The sequence below is a fragment of the Saccharospirillaceae bacterium genome (assembly GCA_022448365.1).
GTDB lineage: Bacteria > Pseudomonadota > Gammaproteobacteria > Pseudomonadales > Oceanobacteraceae > Bacterioplanoides.
In genome coordinates, this window is record JAKVCS010000003.1 from 1,019,191 (window position 1) to 1,036,130 (window position 16,940).

Sequence of the window (16,940 nt, forward strand, 5' to 3'; positions counted from 1 at the left end):
TTTTATGACTCACGACTAAATCTCTCAATCTGTTCCACTACCATCTGAGTAGCGTTGGGCATTGCCAGTTGACGAGCAGTATCCGCCATCTGCTGCAGTGCCATTTTATTGTTGCTGAATTCTTTCCATTGACTGGCTAACCAACCAGCAGACAGATCTTCTTGCTGACAGATCAGCGCAGCATTTTTATCCGCTAGGTATTGCGCATTGGCCGTCTGATGATCATCCACAGCAAACGGAAAAGGTACAAAAATAGCCGCTTTACCTGCAGCAGCTACTTCGGACACCGTTAGTGCTCCAGCGCGACAAACGACCAGATCAGCCCATTCGTATGCGGCTGCCATATCATCGATAAAAGCAGTTACTCTGGCATCGATACCTGCCAACTGGTATTGCTTTTGAACATCCTCAATATTGCGTTTACCAGCCTGATGCCATAAATCTGGCTGAAGCGCTTCTTCCAGACCAGTCATGGCTTCCAGAACTGTCTGATTTAATGCAACAGCACCGAGACTTCCACCAACAACCAGTACCTTTAAACGTTGCTCGGAAGCCGAAATCTGATTTCTGATTTGCTGAACATCTTTTCGTACAGGGTTACCTGTAACCAAGGCATTTTCCAATGCGCCGGGGAATGCCTGCATCGTAGTCTGCGAAATTTTGTGTAATAGCTTATTGGTCATACCGGCAAACGCATTTTGCTCATGAATCAACAAAGGCACTGCCGTTAAACGAGCTGCTACACCACCTGGACCAGTGGCGTATCCACCCATGCCCAGCGCGGCAACAGGTTTCACCATTTTAATAACTTTTTTAGCCTGCCAGATCGCTTTCAAAATGCGAAATGGCGCGCTCAGCAAACCCAATTTACCCTTGCCCCGCAGCCCGGCAATATCGATGCAATGCAATGGATAACCAGCAGCAGGTACCAAGTCTTTTTCGATACCGCCAGAAGTGCCCAACCAATGAATGTCATACCCTTTTTCAGCCATTTCTTTGGCAACGGCAAGGGCAGGGAATACATGCCCACCGGTACCACCCGCCATAAACAGAATCGCTTTAGACATCAAACGACTCCTTACTCACACTATCTTTTTTCTTGGTCATCGCTTTCGCTTTTTTGGTTCTCGAACCAGCAACAGGTTTCTCATCTTCAATATCAATTGAGGGGTGTTCGATTTCATAAGATATGCGCATTACCACAGCCACCATTGCGCAGCACACCAGCAGGCTACTCCCCCCATAGCTATAAAATGGAAGAGTGAGTCCCTTTGTGGGTAAAAGACCAATGTTAACCCCAAGGTTGATAATGATCTGGAGTGCAAGCAATGCGCCAATACCAATAGCAATGTATGAACCATAAAGCTGCCCTGCCTGCTGCGCTTTCCAGGCAACCTGCCATATAAAACCAATCAGAATAGCGAGCAGTAACAAGGCGACAATACCGCCGAATAACCCCGTTTCTTCAGCCCAGATTGCAAAAACAAAATCAGTATGAGCCTCTGGTAAATAAAACAGTTTCTGGACACTTTCCCCCAGACCAACACCAAACAGTTCACCACGACCAAAAGCAATCAAAGACTGAGTGAGCTGATAGCCCGTGCCATAGACATGCTCTGGAGCCCACGGGTCCAGATAGGCTAACAAGCGCTCCATGCGATAGGTTTCTGCCGTTAGAACAAAACCGCTGATTATCAGGGTGCCAATCAGTAACAGAAAAAACTGACCGGCTTTTACACCACCCAAAAACAGTTGAACCAATGCTGCACCCATCAATACAACGACCGCACCAAAATCTGGTTCCAACAGCAACAGTACAACCATGGCGCCAAGGATAATAAAAGGCTTTAGGAACCCTCTCCAATGTCGTTGAACTTCCTCTTTTCGACGAACCAGATAACCCGCAACAAAAAAAACAGCAGCAAGCTTGGCGATCTCCGATGCCTGAATCTTAATCAGCCCCAGATTTAACCAGCGTTGGCTACCATTCACCTCATGACCAATCCCAGGTGCGAAAACAAGAATCAACCCCATAAAGGCAAACAATAAAAATAATGGCTCCGTCTGGCTCCACCAACGCAATGGAATTTGACTCACAACAAAAGTTACCGTCACACCCAACAATAAATACGCAGCGTGACGCATGGCGAAATATTGTTCATTTCCGGTGTAATATTCGGCAATACCCGTTGACGCTGAAGCAACCATAAGCCAGCCAAGAAACATCAGTCCAAACCAGGGCAGAAAGAGCGTCTCTTTAAGCTGCCACAACAACCGTGCCGATAAGCGTTGAAGCGGCAATGCTTGTAATTTTTGAGTCAGCTCAATCATCTACCACCTCTTGCGAACTCATCACCAGCTGGCGGAAATACTCACCGCGCACTGCGAAATTCTTAAATTGATCAAAGCTCGCGCAAGCTGGTGATAACAAGACAAGATCTCCAGGCTCAGCCTCCTGCAATGCGTAACTCCAGGCCTGATCCATGGTTGTAAAAATCTCGGTTTTACAATCACCCAGATCCTTCTGAATATTGATCGCATCGCGACCAAATAACAAAACCTCTGCCACGTACTTTTTACAAGGCAGAGTCAGATCGGAAAAATTCTGATCTTTATCAACGCCGCCAGCCAACAGCCATATTTTTCCTTTACTGCTTGCCCCCAGACCAGTAATCGCTGCGAGGGTCGAGCCAACGTTGGTTCCTTTGGAATCGTTGTAACAAGCCACACCATTAATATCAGCAACCCACTGACAACGATGAGCTAAACCAGCAAAGGTTTTGATGGCTGAAAAACTATCGGTCAATTGAATATTAAGCGTCGATACTACTGCCTGCACCAGCGCCAAAGCCGACATCACATTCGCCAAATTGTGTTGCCCTTTGATTTTTATCTGGTCTGCTGACAACAACGGCTGACTACCGAAATAAATCCAATCCTGCCCATCCACCAGACGAAGGCCGAACTCACCGGTTTCTGGTGAATTCAAACCAAAGCGAACCACTGAAGAATCTGAATATGCTTTAGTCATATCATCATCCTTATTTTCAACGATCGCAGAAGCACCAGCAAAAATGCGTTGTTTAGCAACCAGATAATCTTCCATGCCTGAGTAGCGATCCATATGATCTTCACTCAGGTTTAAAATAGTGGCGACAGCCGCATTTAACTGAGACGTCGTTTCCAGTTGAAAACTTGAAAGCTCCAGTACATAGACATCAACATCGCTGTCTTTATCACTACCGTCAGCCGCCACATCGCTAATCAGATCCAAAGCTGGTAAACCAATATTCCCACCAACCAAAGCTTTAACACCGCAGCTATTTAACATATCACCAGTCAGTGAAGTCACCGTACTTTTGCCATTGGATCCGGTAATAGCAATTACAGGCTTGGTCACGAACTCTTTAAATAACTGGATATCGCCGGAGATTTTAACCCCGGCCTTTATCGCTTGCTGAATCGCAGGTTCTGCCAGAGCTACCCCCGGGCTGACAATTAACTCGTCGTACAGGCTTAACAACTCGCCATCTAAGACCCCGCAGGAGATCGTACTTTCAGGGAACTCTTGTCGAATGGAATCAAGGTTTGTGGGTTCGTCGCGGCTATCACATAAATCAAAGGTCCAACCACGACGCTGACAAAAACGCGCACACGACAGTCCGGACATACCCAGTCCAACAATCATACGTTTAGTTGCGGATGTTTTCGTCAGATTCATTGCTCAATTTATCCCTTAGTTGGTTATCGAATCTTTAACGTCGCAAGACCAATTAACACCAGAATAATAGTGATGATCCAGAACCGGACAATCACCCGAGGCTCAGGCCAACCCTTTAATTCATAGTGATGGTGTAAAGGCGCCATACGAAAAATTCGCTTACCTGTCATTTTAAAAGATGCTACCTGTAAAATAACCGAGACGGTTTCCGCTACAAATATTCCGCCCATAATGAACAGGATGACTTCCTGGCGAACGATAACAGCAACAACACCCAACGCGGCTCCCAAAGCCAGAGAGCCAACGTCACCCATGAACACCTGAGCCGGATACGTGTTGAACCATAAGAAACCAATACCAGCGCCGACAATAGCAGCGCAGAAAATCACCAGCTCACCAGCACCAGCAATATAAGGAATGTGTAGATAATCAGCGAAATTTACGTGCCCCGCCAAATAGGCACAAACGCCTAAAGCCGCTGCAACCATCACTGTTGGCATGATCGCCAGACCATCCAAACCATCCGTTAGATTAACCGCATTACTGGACCCAACGATTACAAAATAGGTTAATACCAGAAACATCAGACCCAGCTGTGGCATTACGTCTTTAAAGAAAGGCACCACCAGTTGTGTCTCTTGTGGACTTTGAGCGCTATAAAACAAATACGCAGCCGCTATGATGGCGAATACCGACTGCCAGAAGTATTTCCAGCGGCCTGGTAATCCCCGGGAATTTTTTTCAACCACTTTGCGATAATCATCGACCCAGCCAATTGCACCAAATGCCAGAGTAACCAGTAGCACAACCCAGACAAAGCGATTCTCGAGGTCTCCCCAAATCACCGTACTGATCGCAATAGAAAGCAGAATTAATGCACCGCCCATAGTGGGTGTTCCGGCCTTGCTTAAATGCGATTTAGGACCAACCTCACGAATAGCCTGACCTATTTGGTATTCACGTAATTTGCGAATAACAACGGGACCCAAGAGTAACGATACCAACAGCGCAGTAATTACCGACAAAATAGCCCTTAATGTTAGGTAGTTAACCACACCAAAGCCCGAATGAAATTGTGCCAACCAGTCACCTAGCCATAGCAACATACTAGTTTTCCTCTTCCCCAATTTGTAATGCAGTAACGACTTTATCCATGCCTGCACTACGAGACCCTTTCACCAGCAACACATCGGTTGCAGAGGTCTGTTGTTTTAAGTAATGAACCAATTCGTCACGCTTTTCGTACCAGATTCCTTTATCACCAAAGGCCGCTACAGTGTTTTTATTGTATTTTCCGGTAGCAACCAGGCGCTTAATTCCCTGTTGTTGAGCGTACTGCCCTATTTTGTAGTGAATACTCTCTGCGTCATCACCAAGCTCCGCCATATCACCAAGCACCAACCAACTATTTTCAGCGTTGGCCAGTACATCAATAGCAGCATAAACAGACGCAGGACTGGCGTTATAACTATCATCCAAAATACGTTGATTCTGGGCACCGTCACACCAGCGCAAACGACCCTTATACGCCTCAGCAGTTTCGAGACCATAAATAACTTTCTCAATAGGCATGGGAACGGCTAAAGCAGCAGCAACTACGGCTAACGCATTACGGACGTTATGCTCGCCTAACAAAGGCAAATCGACGGAATACGACGAATCACCATTGACCACCAGCGTGAAATGGCACCCCTGGAGGCTAGTCTCTATATTCACAGCTCGAATATCTGCATTAACCGATAACCCGAAACTGGTTACGGCAATACCTTGGCGCTCTGCACGCTGTTGCCAAACATCATAGAATTCATCATCGCGATTTAAGATAGTACGCCCGCCAGGGCGGACATAATCGATTATTTCCCCTTTGGTTTGTACAATCCCCGAAAGACTGCCAAAACCTTCGAGATGCGCTTCGCTGGCATTGGTCAGTATGCTGATATCAGGTTCAACAAACTGCGCGGTGTAAGCAATTTCTTTTAAGCCACTGGCACCTAATTCAATCATCGCCGCTTCATGTTCAGGCTGAATGGCTAATAATGTCAGCGGTGCACCAATATGGTTATTCAGATTTCCCTGTGTCATCCAGGTGCTGAATTGCTGACGCAATACATTCGCCATCAACTGCTTCACACTCGTCTTTCCAGCACTGCCAGTAACAGCAACGACCTGACCTGTAAATTGACGACGCTGATACTGAGCAATCTGGCCAAGTGCCAATAAACAATCAAATACACGGATTAACGGGAAACTGTTCAGCCCATCAGTATTTATATCTTCGTCAATCAGGGCGGCAACAGCGCCTGCCGCTTTTGCTTGGTGAATAAATTCATGGCCATTAAAACGTTCACCTTTTAACGGGATGTATAAATCACCTTTTGAAATAGTACGGGTATCGGTTGAAATACCCCTGATTTCAGTCTCTGAACCCTGAGTCAAAATACCCTTGATGACCGGCAGAATCTCGCTGACTGTAAAAGACTTAAGCATCATGACCTCCCGCCTTCTCAAATCCCAGCTTCAGCAAAACCGCTTCGTCACTGTAAGGCTGTTTTACCCCGGCGATATCCTGATAGTTCTCATGGCCCTTACCCGCAATCACAATAAGCTCGACATCAGATTCGCAAGCCCGCTGAATGGCAGCACTTCTGTCATGCTCGCAAGAGAAATGTTCCGATCCAGGACAACTGAGCACATCAGAAAAAATCTGCTCTGCGCTCTCGGTGCGAGGATTATCGTCGGTTAACCAGACCTGAGCTTTACTGTCCAAAGCCGCCTGCGCCATGAGCGGACGCTTTGTACGATCGCGATCTCCGCCACAGCCAAAGACCAGAGCAATATTGTCGGCTGACTGATTCACCGCCTGCATAACATTGGTTAAAGCATCCGGAGTATGAGCAAAATCCACCACCGCTTGCTGCGTTTTAGCATTTACCTGACGACGATAAAGTTCCATGCGACCTGCGACCGGCTGTAACTTCTCCGCAGCCAACAATAACTGATTAAAATTGAAGCCATGCAGGCATAAAACACTGATCGCCGCCACCGTATTGGCCAGATTAAAATCACCAATCAGTGGTAAACGAACAACACCGTCACCCCAAGGCGAATACAAATTTGCCGTTAGTAAGCCATCACAATATTTAATATCGTCATAACGAACCTGAGCATCTTTACTTGCACCATAGGTTATAATCCTGGTATCTGCTGCCGTGCTTTTTACCAATCTGACGCCGTATTCGTCATCGATATTAATCAGTGCATTTTTAACTGAAAAATCGGTGAATAAAGATGATTTAGCGGCAAAATACGCCTCCATATCACCGTGATAATCCAGATGATCCTGAGTGAGATTAGTTAACACTGCGGTTTCGAAAACTAACCCGTCAATACGGCCTTGATGAATGCCATGCGATGACACCTCCATCGCCACCAGGTCAGCTTGTTTTTGTTGCATGTCATTTAATAAACGCGCCACTACGGATAAATCCGGCGTGGTGTTGCGGGTTTCTGCAAGCTCTGGCCAGACGCCGTTCCCTAATGTTCCTAACACACCAGCTTTTTTCTCAATGGCCACTGCCAGTTGGGCGATGTACTGAGTAACTGAGCTTTTGCCATTGGTTCCGGTGACTGCAATTAAAGGTAATTCACCATTGGTGTTATAACGACGCTGCAACCAGCCTGGTGTTTCTGATTTTAAATCCGGTGTAGAAAATACCGGCACACCACCACTGACGAATTCGTAGCCAATACACTCGAATGCAACTGGTCCTTCCGCCAGCACAGCGATTGCGCCACGCTGAATAGCATCATTAATATGCGTACGACCGTCTTGCTGGGAACCACAACGGGCTATGAATAAATCCCCCGCCCGTACGTCGCGACTATCAACGTGAATATGATTGATTTCACGATCCCATTCCGGCGGAATAAATGGAACACCCTGAGTTAATGCAGATAACTTCATGCTGCACCTCGCTCATTTATAATAATTTTTTTGATATTACTGTTATCCGGAGCGACCTGGCGCAGACGCAGTGATTGCTCCATAATTCTTGAGAAAACCGGAGCCGCAACCTCACCGCCATAATATTCCTGACCCTGAGGCTCATCCACCACAACCACCAACACCAGTTCCGGGTTTGAAATGGGCGCAACTCCGGCAAAAATGGCGGTATATTCGGAGTCTTCATAGCCCTCACTACCCACTTTGTGTGCTGTGCCGGTTTTTCCACCTACACGATAACCTTCAACCCGGGCGCGACGACCTGTTCCTTTTGCTGACGTCACTGTCTCCAGCATATTTAATACTTGTTTGGCCGTACGAGCCTTCATCACCCGCTGACATTCCGGGCTGTTTTCAATATTTTTCTGCATCAGTAGACGAACAGCCTGACGGCACCCCTGCTGACTTAAGCTGGTATAAGCTTGGGCCAACTGCAAAGGAGTGACAGATAAACCATAGCCATAAGACATGGTGGCTAAACGAAGATCATCCATTTGCTCCGGATAGGGCAAGCGTCCCACAGCTTCACCCGGAAAACCCAAAGCCGTTGCAGTACCCATGCCCGTATCATGAAAAAAGCGCCAGATATGATCGGCGCCAAGGTTATGAGCTAATTTTGTCACTCCAACATTGGAGGATTTAGTGATAATACCGGTGACATCCAGCTCACCATAATTACGATGATCACGAATGGTTTTATGTTTAACCCGCATAAAACCCGGCGCTGTATTTACTTTCGTGGTCGGCGAGTAACGACCGGAATCCAGCGCTGCTGCCACCGTAAATGGCTTCATGGTTGAACCGGGTTCAATCAGATCAGCTAGAGCACGATTCCGCATGAACTCCGCTTTTAATTTGGCACGATTATTCGGGTTATAGGATGGCTGATTAACCAGAGCCAATACCTCACCATTGCGAGCATCCAATAACACTGCAGATCCGGATTTTGCCTTGTGGGAGGAAACGGCTGCTTTTAATTCGCGGTAAGCCAGATACTGCAATCGCAGGTCGATCGTCAGGTTCAGATCACTGCCTGGCTGCGAAACTTCATCCACATTTAATTGTTTGATGACATTGCCATATAAATCTTTCACGACCTGACGGGAACCTTCGGTGCCTTTCAGGTAATCATCAAATGCCAGCTCCAGACCTTCCTGCCCCTTACCATCGATATTCACGATACCTAACGTATGCGCTGTCACTTCCGCTGCGGGATAATAACGACGGAAATCGTCATCACCATACACGCCATTAATACCCATTTTCAGGACGCGCTGCGCCAACTCAGGCTCAACCTGGCGCTTTAAATAAATGAAAGAGCGGCCCTGAGTGGCCGCTCTTTCTACTTTTTCCAGTAGCGATTTCTTTTTCAGACCCAAAGGCTTTGCCAATAGCGGAAGTTGCTGCAAATTCACCTGCTGTGGGTTCAACCATAATGTAATTACCGGCGTACTGATGGCCAGGGGTCGTCCATGCCGATCGAGAATTTTGCCGCGACTGGCAGGCTGAACTTCAGAGCGCACCGTACGTTTTTCGCCCTGCTCGAATAAGAACGGTTGATCAACCGTATGTAACATAACCAGTCGTGCCAGAATCGCTAACAACAAAGCAGCAAAAACCGCCATCACCAGCGCAAAGCGCCAGCGGGCAATTCCGCGTGTTGTTGATTCTTGTTGTTCCGTCACCGCCTGGCTCCGTCTTTTGTTTCTGTCTGTTTTGTTATAATTACTGTTGCAACATCTGAATATCGGTCGCTTCAGTCATATTGAGTTGTTTGCGTACGCGCTGATCGATTCGCCCCAGAGCCGTTAGCGTGCTGATTTCCAGCAACAATCGGGTCTGCTCCTGCATTAAATCCATGCGCATACGGTCAAGCTTCTGCCACTGAACCAACAAGCTGCGATGCTGATGCACTTGCGCCACCTGAATACCCGCAGTGATCAATACCAACAACCACAAAAGGAGCGGCACAATTTTTAGTCCGGCTTTGATGTTAATGACAGTTGTCATCAGGCCAAACGCTCAGCAACTCGCAACACGGCGCTTCGGGAACGAGCGTTGCGTTTTACTTCTTCCTCAGTTGGCATAATGGCTTTGCCAACCCGCTTCATGGTTTTACCCAGCTGGTCATCCGTTAGCGGAATACCCACCGGAACATCCTTACCTTTTTCCTGCGCACGAATAAATCGTTTCACCATGCGATCTTCCAGTGAGTGAAAACTGATTACCGCCAGGTGCCCACCAGCAGCGAGCAGATCCACTGATTCATTCAATACATTTTCCAAATCACCCAGTTCGTTATTCACGGCAATACGAATCGCCTGGAATGCACGGGTGGCCGGATGCTTATGACGCTCCCAATTCGGGTTGGCTGCCTTTACAATTTCAGCCAAACGCAAAGTGGTGGTAATCGGCTCTTCCGCCTGCGCTTTTTTCAGCCAATTTGCGATACGCTTGCCATAACGCTCTTCACCGTATTCCTTTAATACCCGGGCAATTTCTTTTTCCGGGGTTTGCTCAAGCCACTGGGCTGCACTGAGTCCGGCATCCGGATTCATACGCATATCAAGCGGACCGTCGCGCAAGAAACTGAAGCCACGCTCAGCATCGTCGAGCTGGGGAGACGACACCCCCAGATCGAGCAAAATCCCGTCTACCTCAGAAATACCTAAGCGCGCTAATTCGGTTTTCATCTCGGCAAAACTGGACTGCACAATCTGAAAGCGATTGTCTTCCTGCTCTAACTCTTTGCCCGACTGAATCGCCAGAGGATCTTTATCAAACCCAATCAGGCGACCATTATCGGATAACTTGCTTAATAACAAACGGCTGTGGCCCCCGCGGCCAAAAGTGCCATCCACATACACACCGTCGGGTCTAGTGAGACAACCGTCGACCGTTTCTTCCAGCAATACCGTGGTGTGTAAAAAGTGTTCTAAATTTGTGTCTGTCAAACTCATAGCGACAAGCTCTGTAATTCTTCCGGCAGCTGATCTGGCTGGCTCACCATATCCAGGTAGTCATCACGACGGCTTTCCCATTGCGCCTTGCTCCAAAGTTCCAGCTTTTTACCCTGACCGACCAGCACACTTTCTTTTTCTAAACCGGCGTATTCCCGCAAAGGTTGCGGTAACAGCACTCGTCCACTGCCATCCAGCTCCAAATCTGTTGCATGACCTATCAGCAGCCGCTGAATACGCCGGGCAACCGGATTAAAGCTGGGTAGCGCCTCAATTTTCTTTTGAATCTCTTCCCACTCATTAATGGGATACACCAACAGACAACGTTCTTCAGTATCAATGGTGGCTACCAAACGGGCACCACAGAGCTCCGTCAGCGGTTCCCGGTATTTAGTCGGGATCGCCAGACGCCCTTTAGCATCCAGATTGATCGTATGTAGCCCCCGAAACATGCGTCTGCCCGTCTCTGACCTGTTGTTTGTTTATTGGGTAACTCTTTCTGGCAATGATAGTAAGTACTAACATCCTGTGAATCTCTCATGCAGCGCAAGGAGACTCCACAAATACCCACTATCTTCCACATATTGACACTATAGGAATCACCCTAGCCTTTTGCAAGCTAATGAACTGGACGAAATTGTACAATTTTGCGTTATTTCACAATGACTTAGCTAAGTGGGAGAGAATGGTGGGGAATTGTGGTGAACAAAACCTGAACAGAGTGTTCCATCTAACGCGCATAGTTAAAGTAATTTATGAAGTTAGCACCCACTAACTTTTTCTTTTAGAAATTTTAGCTATATGAAGTAATTACTAACTTTCGCCTCATTACTTTAGTTAGTGAACACTAATGTAATAGTAAAACATTCACTGAGAATAAAGAACTGCAAAGTCGCATCGCACTCTACTCAATTTCAGTCGCCAAGCCCGCTCTGCTTGATTAACATGCGCGCTGACATCAACCACCGTTCCTCTGTGAACCACAACCAATTCCTGTGCTATGACCATCGAACAAATCCAGGCTGCTTCCCTAAAATTACGCGATAACAAGTTGTTTGAACTGTTTGTTGTGTCCGTCATCGTCATCTCAGCGTTGCTGATTGGTGCCAAAACCCATCCAATTCCGGATACCGTCATGCAGGTGGTGATTTGGCTGGATGTCGGTATCACCTTTATCTTCCTGTTCGAAATCGTTGTGCGCTTTATCGCCGAACCAAACAAGAAACGCTTCTTCCACAATGGCTGGAACGTGTTCGATACTCTGGTGGTGGTGGTCAGCCTGGTGCCGATTGAAAACAGCGACATGGCTCTGATTGGCCGGCTGGTGAGAATATTCCGGGTACTGCGGATGGTATCGATTATCCCTGAATTGCGCACGTTACTGAATTCCCTGTTCCGCGCCTTACCTCAACTGGGATATGTATTGCTACTGATGTTCATCATTTTTTACATCTATGCCGCCGTTGGAGCGACTTTTTTTGCTCCCATCAATCCGGAGCTGTGGGGCGATATTTCAATATCGCTGCTGACCCTGTTTCGTGTCATGACCTTTGAAGACTGGACTGACGTGATGTACGAAACCATGGACACATACTCACTGTCGTGGATTTATTATCTCACCTTTATTTTCCTTACTGCGTTTGCCTTCCTCAATATGGTGATTGGTATTGTGGTAAATGTGCTGGAAGACGAGCATGCCCGCGAGCGCGCCAAGCAGGATGAAGCAGAAGGCAAAGCCACTATCGAAGATCTGCAGGCCGAAATTCAGGAACTGAAACAACTGATTATCAACCAGCAGGGAAAGTCTTCATGAAAGCGTTACTCACAACCGCCCTGCTGTTCCTAAGCAGCCTGAGCTGGGGCTTCAGTTATACAGTGGAAATCAGCGAACAACAGATTCAACAAAAAATTGATGCGCTGATGCCGCTGGAGCGTAAGAAGCTGTTTTTCCTGGTGACCTTAAGTGATGCCAAAGTGGACCTGGTCGAAGGTAAAAACGAAATCAGCCTGTTTAGTCAGGTGCGCCTGGATGCCCCCAATAACATCCGTGCTACCGGCAGAGCCGAAATAGCGGGCACCCTGGTCTACAAAGCTAAAGAAGGTGCGTTTTATCTGAACAATCCGCAGATCAAACAAATCGAAATTGATCAGTTAGACCCTGGCCTCATGCCGACGATGAAAAAACTGGCACAAAACGCCGTGGCAAAATCTCTGGTAAAGCAGCCGGTTTATACGCTCAATGACCAAGATCTGAAACAGAAACTGGCGAAATCGATGCTGAAATCGATCAACGTTGAAAACCAGATATTAAAAGCAACGCTGAGTGCGTTCTGAGTACACTCAGATACTCATACTCGCGGTACCAGCACCCTCAATACCCAAATCCCTGGTTAAGCGACCGGTGTTACAACCGGTCAATTTCCTGTTGCAGCATTTCCAGCTGATCCAATATCCGCAAAAACTTCTGGCCAAATTCTGTTACCTGATATTCGACCCGCGGCGGAATTTCCGCAAACTCCTGCTTGTGTAAAATGCCAAACTCAATATTCTTACGCAGACATTCGTTTAACACCTTAGTGGTTAAACCTTCAACCCTGCGCACCATTTCTCCCGGACGGTTAATACCGTTGGCCAACAACTGATACACCGTTAACGACCATTTACAGCCATAAATGGTTTCCACCATACGGGCACTGCGTTCCGGTGCCGATTTTCTGGAAAATATTTTTTCGTTAGTTTTCATAAAACTGTACCCAAAAGTACCTACCCCACGAATTTGTGCCCGGTTTTACCAAAACCAGCACTGCATTAACCTCTTTCATACTGAATACACAGACACACCCATAGAGGTTTACAATGACAATTTCAATTCCTGCTTCCAACAACCCACTGGCCATTATTATTGGCGGCTCCAGCGGCATGGGCCTGGCAACTGCTCATGCATTAATTGAACGTAACACAGATGTATTAATCGTAGGACGTTCACAAGAAAAACTGACTGTTGCACAGCAGTTATCAACAGCAACAGCTAAGGTGTTTATTGCTCAGGTGGATTTGTACCAGAAGGAGGACGTACAGCAGTTAATAAATGCTATTGATCAGTCTCCCCGCGCGATTCAGTACCTGGTGAACGCAGCCGGTTATTTTAACCCGACACCATTTCTCGAGCACAAAGAACAGGATTACCGCATTTATATGGACTTAAACCAGGCGACCTTTTTTATCAGCCAGGCAGTTAGCCGCAATATGGTAAAACACGGTGGTGGTAGCATTGTTAATATTGGTTCCATGTGGGCCAAACAAGCAATTAAAGCGACACCCTCTTCGGCCTACTCCATGGCGAAAGCCGGTTTAAATGCATTAACTCAACATATGGCCATGGAACTATCTGAGCATAATATTCGTGTAAATGCGGTTTCTCCGGCAGTGGTCGCCACACCGATTTATCAAGCGTTTATTAACCCGGATGAAGTGGACGAAGCATTAGCCGGTTTTAACGACTTCCATCCAATTGGTCGTATTTGCCAGGCGGAAGAAGTAGCCAAAACCATCGACTTCTTGTTAAGTAAAGACGCCAACTGGGTAACCGGCGCCGTGTGGGATATTGATGGTGGTGTTATGGCGGGTCGCAATTAGAACTCCAATACATCTAAAACATGCTCTGGTAAGACTATCCCCAGCGAGGAGAACAACAAACACAACAGCAGCGCCTGACGTCCGTTTATATCCGGCATATGCGGTCAGTGATTCCACTGATCTTGTTGCCATAGAGTCTATGCATTCGTGTACTTAAATGTATCGCCTGCCCATAACGAATCGGATCATAACGCCTGTGACGGCTGCTGCTGTAATACGGGAATATCATAACGGCTGGCGCGACCCTGCTGGATACGTTGCAACCTTAGTCCCGATACCAGCAGAGGCCAGCAGCCCATCCAGCAGGGCAACAATAACCGCTTAATTCAACAATAACGGACTGATTCGCAATAGCAGTCTGAATGCAAATACCGCCAGCTTTTCGCGCTGTGCATTAGCTCAGGGCGAAATATAGGTTTCAACTGCATCCCGATATTCATCCCTACGGGTAACGTAAGGTAACTTAATAGCGTCAATTTCTTCCCTGCTTGGGCACTTGATCATAACCTCCCTTACTAACTACACCGATATCAGCAGCGTATTCTGCTGAATTATTAATAGATAACCAAGTCACAAATCCGTATTCAATATGCTATTGTCTGAAAGTGACAGCCCATTCCGTTTTAGTAGAAAGAGATTGATATGGCCAATATCGCCAGTGAAGCCAAAATAGCCCAACGCCGTTCAGAAATTCTTGGAGCAGCGGTTGAAGTATTTGCCAGCAAGGGCTTTCACGCCGCCGGTGTTGCTGATATCGCTAAAATCCTGAATATTGGTCACGGTACTATCTATCGATATTATAAAAATAAGCGCGATATTTTTAATGCAATTCTGGCTGATTTATTGGCAGAAATGGCAGCAGTTGTGCAGCAAGAGCCTCCTATCACCAATTCACTCGACGATTACCAGGCTCAACTGGAGCGAATTGCAGATCACATGATGGCGATTTTTAATCGTGATCCACGTCTGGCAAAGATCGCCTTCTACGAATCACTCGGCGTCGATGGTGATATTCGGGATTCCGTCGAGCACTTTATCTCAATATTTGCGCAATTTACCCAAGCGTATATGAAAAATGGCGTTGATAAGGGTTTCTTACGCGCCAGCATGGATCAGAAAATTGCCGCTAATCTGATTACCTCCATGTTAATGGAGGCGGTCAAACAGGTAGCTATTGGCCAATTTGGCGATGATGAAATGCAGAGCTGGCGCCAGGAAATTATTCAGTTTGTGATCGGGGGTCTGGGCATTAGCAGCAAATAATTTTCGTCTGCCTATTTAGCTGCGGTACTTTTTCTGCACTCCCTGCAAAAAATTACGCAACACCTGGTCCTGGCATTCGCGATAGTGGCGATGGCCGGGATTACGAAAGAATGCACTCAACTCGGATTTCCCCAGTTTAAACCCGGCCAGTGCCAGTAATTTTAGAATATCTTCGGAGCGCAGGTTTAACGCGATTTTCAGCTTCCTCAGAATAATATTATTATTGATGCGAGCATGGGCTTTGTTCCAGGGATCAACAGCAGACTTCGTATTCTTAGCCGATTTATCAGCAGCTTCAGGCTCTTCACGCGGACCTCGTTTTTCAATAATAAAACCATCGAGAAACGCATTCATGCTATCGTCGTCGCAGCGAATATAACCTTCCAACTCTTCTTTTTTCAGCCATCCGGTTATTTGCTCCTGGCTGGCTTTACAGTCACCCAAAGAAAAAATTGCCGTCATCTCTGTATCATTCAGATTAAAGCTGTAACGCAAGCGACGCAGAATATCGTTATTAGTCATAGGCCCGGGTTTTAACGCAACTGTTGCAAGGCTGCCAGTTTATCAGGCTCGGCTTCAATTTGCTTCACCGCATACTTGTAGGGGCCGTGTAAGTGTTTTTTCAGATAACGAGTAGCGCTTTTACGATCAATGCTTTTTAGCTGACAAAACAGCGCCAGCACAAAAACACTATCATACTCTGTGAGTGCTGGTTGACGATTGGCCATGGCGTTATAACAACTGCCACAGCCACCGCGAATGGTGTAAGCAGAATTAGCGAGTAACACACCAAAGCCCATAAACCCGGCTAACAGCTCACTGGCCTCCATAAACAGATTCTGACCACCCGGTGGTAATATCCGCCCCTGAATAACCAGATGTTGCGCCAACACATGGGCGTAACTGGCGGCCATGTCTTCCGGCTTCAACGTTTGTTGAGGATTATAAAAAACCTGTAGCGGTTGTTGTGACTGAATCCGTTCGTTATTCATTTCAACGGGGTTTGAAACGGATAGCGAGTTGCGTTGAATTTTTTCCAGCCCAGGTTGAGGTGCTGGCGGTATCTGGCACTGAGGCTCCTGCCGCAACTGCTGACTCGATAACAGCTGAAATGGCCAACGATTCAAACCGGCATAACGCTGGCTATGTTGAAAAATATTGGCCGCTTTTTCTTCGACACTTGAGACTCTGCCTGGGAAAAAATCGTTGCTTGGCAATACCAGTTGCGTGCGGTTAAAAAACTCATCCGCATCAAAATGCTGTAATGCCCAGGCAAAGGTATCAAAAACCCAATCAGCTGTTCTCTGATCCACCAGAGGTTTGGACTTAAAAAAACTCAGCACGCTATACCTTTATA

General features: G+C 47.0%; 17 protein-coding genes. 4 read left to right on the plus strand and 13 right to left on the minus strand.

Annotated elements, in window-relative coordinates:
* Window positions 1-2: 2 nt before the first annotated feature.
* The 10 genes from murG to mraZ are packed head-to-tail and all read right to left on the minus strand — an operon-like array spanning window position 3 to window position 11,136.
* Window positions 3-1,067, minus strand: coding sequence for an undecaprenyldiphospho-muramoylpentapeptide beta-N-acetylglucosaminyltransferase (murG, locus tag MK185_08365; protein MCH2040632.1), 1,065 nt, complete (start codon window positions 1,065-1,067; stop codon window positions 3-5).
* Complete coding sequence (gene ftsW, locus MK185_08370; GenBank protein ID MCH2040633.1) at window positions 1,060-2,331, minus strand: putative lipid II flippase FtsW; 1,272 nt, start codon at window positions 2,329-2,331, stop codon at window positions 1,060-1,062. Before ftsW ends, murG begins: the two co-directional genes overlap by 8 nt.
* The gene (murD, locus tag MK185_08375; GenBank protein ID MCH2040634.1) at window positions 2,324-3,721 is read right to left on the minus strand and encodes a UDP-N-acetylmuramoyl-L-alanine--D-glutamate ligase; all 1,398 of its coding nucleotides are present in this window, start codon (window positions 3,719-3,721) and stop codon (window positions 2,324-2,326) included. The genes ftsW and murD overlap by 8 nt, the downstream gene beginning before the upstream one ends.
* 23 nt (window positions 3,722-3,744) lie before the next feature.
* Window positions 3,745-4,827, minus strand: coding sequence for a phospho-N-acetylmuramoyl-pentapeptide-transferase (gene mraY / locus MK185_08380; GenBank protein ID MCH2040635.1), 1,083 nt, complete (start codon window positions 4,825-4,827; stop codon window positions 3,745-3,747).
* A 1-nt stretch (window position 4,828) separates the two neighbouring features.
* A complete protein-coding gene (locus MK185_08385; GenBank protein MCH2040636.1) occupies window positions 4,829-6,211 on the minus strand; it encodes a UDP-N-acetylmuramoyl-tripeptide--D-alanyl-D-alanine ligase in 1,383 nt (460 codons plus the stop codon).
* Complete coding sequence (locus MK185_08390; GenBank protein MCH2040637.1) at window positions 6,201-7,685, minus strand: UDP-N-acetylmuramoyl-L-alanyl-D-glutamate--2,6-diaminopimelate ligase; 1,485 nt, start codon at window positions 7,683-7,685, stop codon at window positions 6,201-6,203. Before MK185_08390 ends, MK185_08385 begins: the two co-directional genes overlap by 11 nt.
* Entirely contained in the window at window positions 7,682-9,409 is a 1,728-nt protein-coding gene (locus MK185_08395; protein ID MCH2040638.1) for a penicillin-binding protein 2, read from the minus strand. The genes MK185_08390 and MK185_08395 overlap by 4 nt, the downstream gene beginning before the upstream one ends.
* 40 nt (window positions 9,410-9,449) lie before the next feature.
* Window positions 9,450-9,734 (minus strand): cell division protein FtsL, encoded by a 285-nt coding sequence (locus MK185_08400; protein ID MCH2040639.1) that lies wholly within the window; start codon window positions 9,732-9,734, stop codon window positions 9,450-9,452.
* Window positions 9,734-10,684 carry a 16S rRNA (cytosine(1402)-N(4))-methyltransferase RsmH gene (gene rsmH, locus MK185_08405; GenBank protein MCH2040640.1) on the minus strand — a complete coding sequence of 317 codons (951 nt, stop codon included), beginning with the start codon at window positions 10,682-10,684 and terminating at the stop codon, window positions 9,734-9,736. Before rsmH ends, MK185_08400 begins: the two co-directional genes overlap by 1 nt.
* Window positions 10,681-11,136, minus strand: coding sequence for a division/cell wall cluster transcriptional repressor MraZ (gene mraZ / locus MK185_08410; protein ID MCH2040641.1), 456 nt, complete (start codon window positions 11,134-11,136; stop codon window positions 10,681-10,683). Before mraZ ends, rsmH begins: the two co-directional genes overlap by 4 nt.
* 548 nt (window positions 11,137-11,684) lie before the next feature.
* On the opposite strand from mraZ, the gene MK185_08415 reads away from it, so the two are divergent.
* Window positions 11,685-12,497, plus strand: coding sequence for an ion transporter (locus MK185_08415; protein MCH2040642.1), 813 nt, complete (start codon window positions 11,685-11,687; stop codon window positions 12,495-12,497).
* Complete coding sequence (locus MK185_08420) at window positions 12,494-13,018, plus strand: DUF1439 domain-containing protein (protein ID MCH2040643.1); 525 nt, start codon at window positions 12,494-12,496, stop codon at window positions 13,016-13,018. Before MK185_08415 ends, MK185_08420 begins: the two co-directional genes overlap by 4 nt.
* A 70-nt stretch (window positions 13,019-13,088) precedes the next feature.
* Here MK185_08420 and MK185_08425 read toward each other — a convergent pair whose 3' ends face one another.
* Window positions 13,089-13,427, minus strand: coding sequence for a helix-turn-helix transcriptional regulator (locus MK185_08425; protein ID MCH2040644.1), 339 nt, complete (start codon window positions 13,425-13,427; stop codon window positions 13,089-13,091).
* Window positions 13,428-13,540: 113 nt separating this feature from the next.
* Here MK185_08425 and MK185_08430 point away from each other — a divergent pair, with 113 nt between their 5' ends.
* Window positions 13,541-14,320, plus strand: a complete 780-nt coding sequence (locus MK185_08430; protein MCH2040645.1) for an SDR family oxidoreductase — start codon at window positions 13,541-13,543, stop codon at window positions 14,318-14,320.
* 642 nt (window positions 14,321-14,962) lie between these two features.
* Window positions 14,963-15,583, plus strand: a complete 621-nt coding sequence (locus MK185_08435; protein ID MCH2040646.1) for a TetR/AcrR family transcriptional regulator — start codon at window positions 14,963-14,965, stop codon at window positions 15,581-15,583.
* 15 nt (window positions 15,584-15,598) lie between these two features.
* On the opposite strand, the gene MK185_08440 is transcribed toward MK185_08435, so the two are convergent.
* Both MK185_08440 and MK185_08445 read right to left on the minus strand, forming a co-directional pair.
* On the minus strand, window positions 15,599-16,105 hold the full coding sequence (locus tag MK185_08440) for a DUF1456 family protein (GenBank protein ID MCH2040647.1): 507 nt from the start codon (window positions 16,103-16,105) through the stop codon (window positions 15,599-15,601).
* 11 nt (window positions 16,106-16,116) lie between these two features.
* Window positions 16,117-16,926, minus strand: a complete 810-nt coding sequence (locus MK185_08445; protein ID MCH2040648.1) for a hypothetical protein — start codon at window positions 16,924-16,926, stop codon at window positions 16,117-16,119.
* Window positions 16,927-16,940 lie beyond the last annotated feature (14 nt).